An 11,984-nucleotide genomic window follows, 5' to 3' on the forward strand; every position below is an offset into this window, starting at 1 on the left:
GAAGGCCGGCCGATAAATAAACTAGTTTGATAGAAACCAATTGAATCAGAAAGAGGAGAAGGAATGAAAAAGAGATTCGTTGCACCTATGTTATTGTCCGCCGTTTTCCTTGTCTTTAGCACCGTTACACAGCACGCCGAGGCCGCATACAGCGACTACTCCGTTTACGAGCTGGAAACGAAGCAGCAATTTGCTTCTGAGAACGAGGCGCTTCAAGCGGCAGCGAAATTGAAAAAGGATACGGGGTGGCAGGCTGACGCAAAGAAAGCCGGAAATGCGCCGCTCACTTATCAAATCTCAGCTTCAGGCTTACACGATGAAACGGATGCGAAAACCGTGCTGAAAGATTTTACGAAGCAGACGGGCGTGGCCGGCACTTACAGCGCAAGCGGAAGCAAACAGCCTTACGTGACCGTCACATCAGGCGTTCTGTCAGACGAGCGGCAGACGAAAAATCTTCTTGCCGAACTGACGAAAAAAACGGGCGTGACCGGCGCCGTCAAGCCGGCGGGGACAAAACAGCCGTATATGCAGGTCGTGACTTCTGAGATGGCGGCCGATGCAGATGCAAAAGCGCTCTCGCAAGGGTTGACGAAGCAGACGGGCGTGAAAGCGTCATACCGTCAGATCAAACGGGAAGCAGCCCGGTTTCAGATCCAATCGGGAACAATCTCCGGCGATCAAAAAGCCGCTCAGATTCAAACTGATTTTCAAAAGGAAACAGGATTGCAATCGTCGCTGAAAGTCACGGCAAAGGCCAGTCCGAATATCACCGTGACAGCCTCTGACATTTCAAATGCAAATAATGCGGCAGGTTTAGTGAAACAGCTGCAGCAGAAAACGGGCGTCAAAGGGAACGTTCAAAAGTATGCCCAAAGCAAAACAGCAACCGTGTATAACGTGCAGTCAGGATATTTTAACGGAGTAAGCGCCGTACAAAATGCTATCACCCAAATCAAGAAGAATACGGGCGTCAGCGGAAGCTATCAAAAAGCCGGCAAGAAAAATAATTACACGGTCGCGATGAGCGGACTTACGGCTAAGCAGCTGCAAAGCGTGCAAGCTTTCTTTAAAAAGAAAAAATGGCATTGCGACGCATCGCCTGTCAAAAAGACAGCATCAGTGTCCGTTTACCGGATCGCGGCAGGGCAGCTTACCGCTGCAAAGGCAGATCAAACGGAGGCGTTTTTCCGCCAGCAGCATGTAAAGACGGCAAGAACAGCGGCGGGAAAAACAGCAGAAAACGAATATCAGCTGCTTTCTCAGCAGACGGCAGACCAGTCGAAGATAAAAAAAGGATTGAATCTGCTGGCGGGATATAAACTGACTGCCATTTCAAAAACGATATCCAAGCAGACGGACACAACGTACCAAGTCACAACCGAATCACTGCTTGATACGGCAAAGATCAATCAATCGCTGGATTTTTTCAAAGGGAAAAAAGTATCCGCCTCCGCACAGAAAACAGGTGAAGCGGCGTATACACAATTCAGAATTGAAACGGCACCGCTGCTTAAGAAGGAAGACATTGACCGCGTGACTGCTTTTTTCAAGCAAAACAAAGCGGCCGGCACTGTGAAGGAGACGGGGAAAACCGGCTCCGCACAGTACGTCATCAAAACCGAAAAATTCAGCAGTAAAACCGTTTTAAATAAAAGCATGAGCTTTTTCAGCGCCAAACAATTACAGGCCGGCTATACGAGTGAAAGCCATCCGGTTTATGAACTCCGCATTCGCGATCAATTCACGGGAGCGCAGTCAGCGGACGCCGCCTCCCAAAAGCTGAAAAAGCTGTACGGATGGACGATGGCTATTCTGAAAATAAAAAACGGACCGCAAATTATGAACACCAATTACAACATCTCGCTGGCAGATATGGTCAAAAAACAAATGACAGTCAGCCCGCAGACTGATGCCGCGGCTTATGCATCGCTTACGTACATCAATACGGCCTCCGGAACGGTCACAGCCGACGTCCTGAACGTCCGGTCAACCCCGGAAGTCAGCTCCGGCAATATTATCGGGCAGTTGAAAAAAGGCGATAAAGTCAGCATCACAGGCCAGACAAACGGCTGGGCCAAACTCAGCATGGGCTGGAGAAACGCCAGCAGTGACGAAGTCGGGCAGTACGTCAATCCGGCTCACTTCGCACAAGACAGCAAGTATTACTTTCAATTTCTGAAGCTCTCTCAGACAGCCGGACTGAACGCATCGGAACTGAATCAAAAAGTGCTGGTCAATAAAGGAATACTGACAGGAAAAGGCCAGGCCTTTATTACAGCCGCCGGCAAATACAGCATCAATGAAGTGTATTTGATTTCGCATGCTTTGCTTGAAACGGGCAATGGCACGTCAGAGCTTGCGAACGGCATTATGTATAATGGTAAAAAGGTTTACAACATGTACGGCATCGGGGCTTATGACAGCAACCCGAATTACTACGGCGCACAATACGCATATAAGCAAGGCTGGTTTACTCCGGAAGCCGCGATTATCGGCGGAGCCCAATTTATCGGTGCGTCTTATATTCACAATCCTTCATACGAGCAGGATACGCTGTATAAAATGAGATGGTCTCCAGCCGCGGCTCATCAGTATGCGACAGACATCGGCTGGGCGTATAAGCAGGTAAACCGCATGTACAGCTTATACTCACTGCTGGATGACTATACGCTTTACTATGATGTTCCCGTGTATATGAAAGTATAAAAAAAGGGCTGAAGTGCATGCTTCAGCCCTTTCTTCATGCAAAAAACACCCGCCTCAGATTCAGGCAGGTGCTTCAGCGCAATTTTTCATTTTTGTTTCCGCAAATTTCAACAACGCTTCACTCGAATTCCCATCTGAATACATATTCCATTTGTCCGAGAACCGCTTTATTTCTTCTGCACGAAATGGCTTTTTCGTCATTTCCTCCAGAAGAGCTTCGCTGTCATGACAAGCTTTTCCGGGAATGACGGAAGTATAATTGTCGATTAAACCGCGTTTTCGATCATATTCCTCCAGATCATACGTGAAAAAGAAAATCGGTTTATTTAAGAGCGCGAATTCAAAAGGCACGGAAGAGTAATCCGTAATTAAAATATCAGCCGCTTTCAAGAGATCATGAAGACGCATGTCAGACACGTTCTTGATCAATTCGCTTTCAAACGAAGCCGAAATATGATGCAAAACGGCAGGATGAAGCTTTACAAGCAGCATATACTCTCCGTTTAACGCGTTTGTGAGCTGTTCTTCGGTGAATGGCAGCCGAAAGGACTGCATATCATAATCCCTGAATGTCGGTGCGTACAGGATGATTTTTTTCGGCCATTTGTGATTCAGTTCGGTCTTGTGTTCTTCATAATAGACGTCAGTCAGGGGGACACCCGTTTTTAACAGCTGGCCGTCCCGTATGCCGAACGACTTTTTAAAAACGTCAGCCATCGCGTCTGAACCGACGGTGACAAAGTCAAACGAGCGGTACACTTTTTTAAAACGGCTGATGTCTGATGCCGGACGGTTTTGATTCGTCACATCCTCAAGGCCGAACTTTTTCAAAGAGCCGTTCGCATGCCACACCTGAATGCATGTCGTTTGCGGCCGGCGGTTTAAGACGCTTGTCATGAGGAAATAGTTATCCGTTATCACCGCTTTGCTCTTAAAAAGGATCAAAACTGCCTTCAAAAGATGCAGCGGATGTTTTTCGTTCAGATAAAAAGAGCCGAGACCTTCCAGCTCTTTTTTCAGACTGACGGCGTGTCTCGTATACAAAACCGTCATTTCATAAGAAAGCGATTCAGCGTGCGCTTTGTAAGAGCGGATGAGAGCCTGTGCATTCTCTTCAAAAGATACCAGCAGGGTCAGATGGTTCTTGGGCTTTACAGGCTTGAACAAAATGCCGAGAACAGACAGATATATAGAATAAAAGGCGGCGAATAAAGATCGCAAGTTCATAGATTACCAATCTCTTTTGCTGTTTTATTTGTTTAAAGCTGTTTCGTTTGATCTTCTGCCTGCTTGGAATACAGGCTTTTATTTGATTTATTATTTCTCAAAACGGTAAAAGCATACTTCGGAATGTTCAGCATCCTTTTCCATCTCCACGGATTCGTCACCAGTCTGTACAGCCATTCCAGATTCGTTTTGATCATCCATTCAGGGGCGCGTTTCACCGTTCCGCTGAACACATCAAAGCTTCCGCCCAAACCGATCGATACTGCCTGAGGGAAAAGATGTTTGTATTCATAAATAAATTGCTCCTGATGGGGATATCCTAAGGCGACAAACACGAGATCGGGTTTCGCCCGGGAAATCTGTTTGGCGACGAAGCGTTTATCCGCTTCATAACCGTTGCTGGCTCCGACAACCTCAATATTCGGATACTCTTTGCCGATCCGGTTCAAAACGGCGTCAAGCACGTCTTGCTTAGCTCCGTATAAAAATATTTTTTTAGACTGCCGGTTTGCGAGACCGAGCAGCGACAGAAACACATCGAATCCCGCAATTCTTGATTTCAGCGGGTGCTGCGTCAAACGTGACATTAACACGACGCCGATACCATCCGGCAGGACGAAATCCGCGGAAGAAATGACTTGATGATAACCTTTGTCTTTCGCAGCAGCGTATCCGATCTCAGGGTTGACCGTCGCAATGACGGCTCCTTGCTTTTGTGCGATATAATAAGTGTCTAAATATGAAATAAACTCCTGTAAATTTCCATTAACATAAGAAAGGTTGTGCACCATTTCAGTCTGCATCTGCCGTCCTCCTTTTTGTACGGGATTTTCTTTCATTTTTTCGTGACTTAGGCTAAGCTTTATTTTAACATAATACCTTCAGATAAACTTAACAATAGTTTTACAAAAATATAAATAAGATAACAATTTCTTTAATCAACCGCGCAAAAACCCTGCTAAACTCCTATTGTAATAACATTTGTTAATAAGTGGAATTTAACTTCGTTTTACATTGGCTTAACCTTTTCAGGGCTATGTGATATAATGAGGTTCCATGAGTACGAAATTGGCACTTTAGTGATTAAGGATACAGCTGCGCAGCATTTCAGGGCAGTTGCTTGTTATACGTATGATGATAGAAAGGAGCTTTTGTTTCATGAAGAAGGTCATTACTTACGGAACGTTTGATTTACTGCATTGGGGTCATATTAAACTGCTTGAGCGCGCAAAGCAGCTTGGAGATTACCTAGTTGTTGCCATCTCAACAGACGAGTTCAACCTGCAAAAACAAAAAAAGGCCTACCACAGCTATGAACACAGAAAGCTGATTCTGGAAACGATCCGTTATGTCGACGAAGTCATTCCGGAAAACAGCTGGGATCAAAAAGTACGTGACGTAGCAGATCACAACATCGACGTGTTCGTGATGGGAGACGATTGGGAAGGCAAATTCGATTTCCTTAAAGATCAATGCGAAGTCATCTATCTCCCTAGAACCGAAGGCATTTCCACCACACAGATTAAAAAAGAAATTGCCGGGGTGTAATTGAAACATTCGGATATACAGATGATAAAGAAGTACTCCCTCCGGATAGGGAGTACTTCTTGTAATATAAGGTTATTTTCGCTATATTTGTTATGCGCTTTTGAAAAAAAGCTAGACAATAAGAGGAGAATTTAAAGATGAATCTTAGTAACTTTTTTAAGTTGAATAAAAAAGAGTCCAAGCCGTCCATAGAAGAACGCGAATATACCATTTTAAACAAAGAAGCATTGGCGGAAGAGAAGAAGGTAGCGGTAGTCGTTCCTGTTTATAATGCAGAAGAATATGTAAGGAAAACAGTTGATTCTGTGATCCTTCAAAACATCGGTTTTCAGCATATTTCTTTAATTCTGGTCGATGATTGCTCTACTGATGATTCCAGAAACATCCTGACTGAGTACGCCGAATTGTATGAAAATATTACAGTCGTCTTTTTGAAAGACAACACGGGAACTCCGGCTTATCCGAGAAACTTGGGAATTGAGCTGGCAAATGCGAAGTACATTACATTTTTGGATGCGGATGATTGGTTTGCGCCGAACGGAGTTAAAATCTTATTCGACATGCTTGAAAGAGATCATGTAAATTATGCGGTCGGAAAAACGATCGAAATGCAGGTGAACGGTCAAAAAACGATCGGGAAACATGAGTCTTCGCTGAACAGAGCGAAGGTATCGCCTTTTTCAATCCGGCATATTTTCTATCATCTGGGCCCGCGGGCAAGAATGATGAACTTACAATTTCTAAAAGATAACGATATCAGATATCCGGAAATGAAATTTGCTGAAGATAAGCAATTTTTTATGGATGTTCTTTTGGCGTGCGGAGATATTTCAACGTCAACCGAACCGGTCTATTACCTGAACAGAATGGACAATAATGAGTCGCTGACAAAGCAGACCAATATAATGGAAAAAACCGACACGAACATAGCCGTAATGAAGTATATTCTGAACAAAAAATTAGATACTGAAAAAGAGAAGATGGCGATGAACCGCCTGATCGAATTCGATTCCATTACGCGGCTTTTCGATCGGATGCACTTCCTGAAAAGCGAAAACAAAGAAGCTTACTACAATAAATTCAATGAAATTCTGAATGTGTTAAAGAAGACGAAATACGATATTTCCGAGACATTTTTTCATCCGATTCATAAAACAGCCTACCGTCTGCTGACTCAAAAACGGTATGATGAGGTCGAAAAGCTGTTCCGCTGGTCCAAAAAAGTGCCCGATAAAAACATCGTGACGAAAGACGGACTGGCTTATTTAGAAAGCCCGCTGACGGATGAAGAAAATAAACTGGTCGAACTTCGCATGCACGGAGAAACGGAAAGCGCGGTGTTCGCCGATCATAAATTCACCGTTACGTTCCGCTTGTTCGGACAGGACAGAAATAATGCCCAATATATTCAGTTTCAGCACAGAGATAACATGAAAGTACACCACCAGTTTCCGGTTCAGTCACTGGGAGACGGGCGGTACGTCCTTGAAATCCCGTTAAGTGACATTGAAAAAGTCGGACTTGGCGGTTATATTATGTATGTCATTTATAACGATTATGAACGTGTCATGTTAAACAGAGAAGACGGTGAAAAGGTGACGGCAGAAGCGAACGGACTGCAATATCAATTCTACCGGACGGTGAAGGAGAACCTTTCACTGAAAGTAACAAAATGATGATTGTGATTGGATATGTTTAATTGAAACAGAGGAGTAGACTTATTTTATGGGTATAGAAAATCCTGTCAGATACAAGTTAAAACATCTTAACATAAAGGAAGAGACATTCAGCATTACGATATCCTGTGAAAATGTCACTGCAGGGGAAGAGCCTTCTCTTCAGATTATAAATCGTAAAACAAAAGCGGAACTTTCCGTCCCTCTGAAACGGTTGGCCGGAGAGGGCGGAGAGTACCATGCTGTCATGAGCACGGATCTGCTTTCTGACCATACGGACGGCAAAGGATGTCTGGATTTCTATGTCTCCTTTATCAATGATGACAGTGATATCAGTAAAAAACGGTTAAAATCCAGCCTTGAACCTATTGAACTGTCTTCTTATAAAGATGAGGCTCATCATATGTACTTTTTCCCTTACACGACGAAGAAAGGGAATTTCTCCTTAAAGCTGCTGCAGAAAAAGTTCGTCACGCGGATTGATGAAATGGAGCTCGAATCTGACGGCAGCTTACATCTGAAAGGTTTTGCATTCCGGCTGAATGCGGCAGAAACCTTAAAGATAAAAGAAAAAAACCTGATTCTGAAAATGAAAAAAGGAAAAGAAGAGGAGCCTCTCATTCTGAAGTATCCGCTTCACGACGTGCCGAGACACGACCTTGATGAATATGTTCAGGACACAACGATGCTTGACACGATAGGCTTTGATACAAAAATTGATTTGAATGCCGTTTATAAAGAATTGAATCAGCAGCTCATCTTTCAATTCCATATTCAATTCATTTTTGAAGATGCCGGGACAGGTGAAGAGATTATCACCAACAGCAAACCGTTAAAGGTTCTGAAATCTGAACATGTAAACCCTAACCAATTCACGATTCTGAAAACGGAAAAAGGGCCTGCCAGATTTCACGTTTTCACGAAAAAGAAAACGAAAAATCTCCACCTGAGAATGAACGATTACAGCTTCAGCACCCGCGTGGAGTATTTTGTGAAAGGAAAGCTGAAACGGGGCGCTTCCTTTGTACGCAGGAGAAAGAATAAGCTGAAAAAGTTCATTGAGAAAAGAATACAGAACACTTACAAAGCAGGATTCAGATTTGCAGGAAAACTGCCTGTCAAACAGAAACTTGTCATGTTTGAAAGCTTTGCCGGAAAACAGTACAGCTGCAACCCGCGGGCGATTTATGAATACATGAGCAAAGAGATGCCGGAATACCGTCTCTGCTGGAGTGTAAACCCCGCTTACTCACAGACATTTAAAGATAAAGGAATTCCTTATATCGAACGCTTTACGTTCAAATGGCTGTTTGCCATGGCAAGAGCCGAGTACTGGGTTGTCAACAGCCGTATGCCGCTGTGGATTCCGAAACCTGAGCATACGACATATGTCCAGACATGGCACGGCACGCCTTTAAAGCGCCTTGCCGTAGATATGGATGAAGTGCATATGCCCGGAACAAACACTGAAAAATATAAGCGCAACTTTACGACAGAGGCTTCAAAGTGGGATTACCTGATTTCACCGAACGCATATTCAACCGAAATATTCGCCCGGGCGTTTCAGTTTAATAAAACCATGATTGAATCGGGATATCCGCGGAATGACTTCCTTCAGACGGATAACAGCCCTTCTGTCATCAAAGCGCTGAAAGAAAAAATGAATCTTCCGCAAGATAAAAAAGTGATTATCTACGCACCGACATGGCGGGATGACCAATTTTATAAGAAGGGAAAATACAAGTTTGACCTTGATTTAGACCTTCACCAATTGAGAGAAGCGATCGGCGACCGTTATGTCATTATTTTACGGATGCATTATCTCGTGGCGGAAAACTTTGATCTCGGACCGTATGAAGGATTCGCGTATGATTTCTCCAGCTACGAGGATATCCGTGAGCTGTATATGGTCTCTGATTTACTCATAACGGACTATTCCTCTGTCTTTTTTGACTATGCGAATCTGAAAAGACCGATGCTGTTTTATGTGCCTGATATCGAAACGTACCGGGATAAACTCAGAGGGTTTTACTTTGACTTTGAAAAAGAAGCGCCCGGCCCGCTTGTCAAAGAAACAGGTGACGTTATCAAATGGGTCAATGAAACGGAATCAGATGATTATAAGCTTCCGGATTCGTTCGGGCCTTTTTACGAGAAGTTCTGTTATTTAGAAACCGGAGAATCGTCTGAAAAAGCCGTAAAAGTGATTTTCGGGGACAAGTAAATAAGTGCAAAAAAGCATAATTTAACCACGTTAATTATGCTTTTTTGCTTAAGTGACGGCATGTTGCGTTCATGGGACTCAGGCTTGTTATGAAGTGAAAAATACATCGTAATCTGTTACAATTATGAGCGGTGCTTTTGTAAGTCAAAGCTATTACCTAAAACTTACGACTAAGGAAGATTAGAATGAATGCATTGGTAAAAATTCTGAAAGAGCAATTCAACTCATTTCCGCTGATTATGCGGCTTGCAGTGTACGAAACGAAATCAAAGTATCAAGTGAACTATTTGGGTATATTGTGGCAGTTTCTCAACCCTATGATTCAAATGCTGGCTTACTGGTTCGTATTTGGTCTCGGGATTCGCGGCGGACATGATATGGTGCTTGGAAATGGAGACAGCGTACCGTTCATCGTCTGGATGCTGGCCGGCTTAATTCCTTGGTTCTTTATCAGTCCGACGATACTGGATGCATCTAACAGCGTTTTTAAACGGATAAATTTAGTGTCGAAAATGAACTTTCCGATCAGTTCACTGCCTTCTGTAGTGATAGCATCGAATTTATTCAGTTACTTTGTGATGATGGCGATTTATATTATTGTGCTGCTGAGCAACGGACTGTTTCCGACGCTTCACTGGCTGCAATATATTTATTACTTGTTTTGCATGATCAGTTTTATGTTTGCTTTCGGCCTGTTTAATTCAACCATCAGCGTATTAATCAGGGACTATCAGTTTTTGCTTCAAGCCGTCACAAGGCTTCTCTTTTTTCTTCTGCCGATTTTCTGGGACATTGCGGAGAAATTTGGAAATAGACCTGAAGTTTTGACCATCTTGAAGTTAAACCCTCTATTCTATATTATCGAGGGCTTCAGAGACAGCTTTATGGAAGGGCAGTGGTTTTTCCATGATGTGAAATACACGCTGTATTTCTGGTTCGTCACACTGCTGTTGTTAACAGTCGGTTCACTTCTTCATATGAAATTCAGAGATAAGTTTGTTGACTTTCTTTAATATAGTAAGGAGATTATACGATGAAACTAAAAGTTTCGTTCAGAAATGTTTCAAAACAGTATTTTCTATATAAAAAACAGTCTGACAAAATTAAAGGACTGTTTTTCCCAAACAGAAATCAAAAAGGTTTTTTCGCTGTCCGAAATGTTTCTTTTGACGTCTATGAAGGGGAAACGATCGGATTCGTAGGTATCAACGGCTCGGGAAAATCAACGATGTCCAATCTGCTTGCAAAGATCATTCCGCCGACAAGCGGTGAGATTGATATGAACGGGCAGCCGTCTTTAATCGCGATTTCTGCCGGATTAAACAATCAATTAAGCGGCAAGGACAACATTCGTTTAAAATGCTTGATGATGGGTCTCAACAATCGGCAGATAGACGAGCTTTATGAAAAAATCGTTGAATTCGCGGATATCGGCGACTTTATCGATCAGCCTGTTAAAAGCTATTCAAGCGGTATGAAATCCCGTCTCGGTTTTGCGATATCGGCGCATATGGACCCTGACATCCTTATTATTGATGAGGCGCTCTCAGTAGGGGACCAGACTTTCTATCAGAAATGTGTGGACCGCATTACGGAATTTAAAGAACGCGGCAAAACGATCTTTTTCGTCAGTCATTCCATCGGACAGATTGAGAAAATGTGTGATCGGGTGGCCTGGATGCATTACGGCGAAATGCGTATGTTCGACGAAACGAAAGCCGTTGTGAAAGAATATAAAGCTTTTGTGGATTGGTTCAACAAGCTTTCAAAGAAAGAAAAAAAGAAATATCAAAACGAGCAGATTGAAGGCAGAACGCGGGCAGCCGAGGAACAGAAAATCACTCAGGCGCAGCAAAAGAAAGCGAAGCCTAAATTCATTGCCAATACGATACAGATTACGCTGCTTGCATTGCTGGCTGTCGGCGCAGGCGCTTCGATGTTTTCTGACAAGCCTCTGCGTGCGATCACATCTTTCGGTGACGTCAAACAGAGCGATGCCGGCCTTTATGAGTCTGTGAATAAACCTGCTTTGGTAAAAGCTGAAAAGGCGGACCTTTACACTGAAAAAGATATAAAAGGAAAAGCCTCCGCAACTATAAGTTTCGGCACGAAGGTGCAGATAGAAGCCGAGAATAACCAAGCGGCCAAAGTGAGATTAGACGATAAAGAGTACTTTATGAAAAAGACTGATTTGCATAAAGTGAACGCTTTAAAAAAGACGGATGTTCAGCTCAGCGATTTCAGCGGCAGTTTATCAAGCCAAACAGCAGAAGAGTTTCTCTCATATCTCAATAAAAGCCGGGACGATGTGCAGCGTAAATTGAAAAATCCAGCTGCGGGACAAACGGCTGACGGACGGAACGTATTAAAAGCATCCGATGCAAAAACGGATGTAGTGATTGACAATGATACAGTCTCCGAAGTGGTTTTTCATTTATCGCGCCCCGCAGACATCTCAGCTTTAAGTGAAAAAGGCGGCAGCAAAATCAATCAGAATTTGCTCATGCTTAAAAATCAGGAGTATACTTTTTCTGTGAACAATGCTGATAAAACACTGACGGTAACGTCTAAAAAGTAAAGATCACATAAAAAAGCTGCCG

Annotated in this window: 8 protein-coding genes; 6 read left to right on the plus strand and 2 right to left on the minus strand. The window is 43.4% G+C overall.

Annotation, left to right across the window (positions count from 1 at the left end):
• Window positions 1-63 precede the first annotated feature (63 nt).
• Complete coding sequence (locus G9F48_RS07560; protein ID WP_165409294.1) at window positions 64-2,709, plus strand: N-acetylglucosaminidase; 2,646 nt, start codon at window positions 64-66, stop codon at window positions 2,707-2,709.
• 60 nt (window positions 2,710-2,769) lie between these two features.
• On the opposite strand, the gene G9F48_RS07565 is transcribed toward G9F48_RS07560, so the two are convergent.
• Window positions 2,770-3,936, minus strand: a complete 1,167-nt coding sequence (locus G9F48_RS07565; protein WP_165409295.1) for a CDP-glycerol glycerophosphotransferase family protein — start codon at window positions 3,934-3,936, stop codon at window positions 2,770-2,772.
• Window positions 3,937-3,968: 32 nt separating this feature from the next.
• Window positions 3,969-4,739, minus strand: coding sequence for a WecB/TagA/CpsF family glycosyltransferase (locus G9F48_RS07570; RefSeq protein ID WP_060964126.1), 771 nt, complete (start codon window positions 4,737-4,739; stop codon window positions 3,969-3,971).
• A gap of 355 nt (window positions 4,740-5,094) precedes the next feature.
• Between G9F48_RS07570 and tagD the strand changes: the two genes are divergently transcribed.
• From tagD to tagH, 5 genes are all read left to right on the plus strand, one after another.
• The gene (gene tagD / locus G9F48_RS07575) at window positions 5,095-5,484 is read left to right on the plus strand and encodes a glycerol-3-phosphate cytidylyltransferase (RefSeq protein ID WP_003151361.1); all 390 of its coding nucleotides are present in this window, start codon (window positions 5,095-5,097) and stop codon (window positions 5,482-5,484) included.
• Window positions 5,485-5,621: 137 nt separating this feature from the next.
• A complete protein-coding gene (locus G9F48_RS07580) occupies window positions 5,622-7,160 on the plus strand; it encodes a glycosyltransferase family 2 protein (RefSeq protein WP_165409296.1) in 1,539 nt (512 codons plus the stop codon).
• A gap of 49 nt (window positions 7,161-7,209) precedes the next feature.
• Window positions 7,210-9,384, plus strand: coding sequence for a CDP-glycerol glycerophosphotransferase family protein (locus tag G9F48_RS07585; RefSeq protein ID WP_061890858.1), 2,175 nt, complete (start codon window positions 7,210-7,212; stop codon window positions 9,382-9,384).
• 185 nt (window positions 9,385-9,569) lie between these two features.
• Window positions 9,570-10,397 (plus strand): ABC transporter permease, encoded by an 828-nt coding sequence (locus G9F48_RS07590; RefSeq protein ID WP_003151365.1) that lies wholly within the window; start codon window positions 9,570-9,572, stop codon window positions 10,395-10,397.
• Between the two features lie 20 nt (window positions 10,398-10,417).
• Window positions 10,418-11,962, plus strand: a complete 1,545-nt coding sequence (gene tagH, locus G9F48_RS07595; protein WP_102422840.1) for a teichoic acids export ABC transporter ATP-binding subunit TagH — start codon at window positions 10,418-10,420, stop codon at window positions 11,960-11,962.
• The last annotated feature ends 22 nt before the right edge of the window (window positions 11,963-11,984 follow it).

Source organism: Bacillus sp. EKM420B (genome assembly GCF_011065565.1).
GTDB lineage: Bacteria > Bacillota > Bacilli > Bacillales > Bacillaceae > Bacillus > Bacillus velezensis.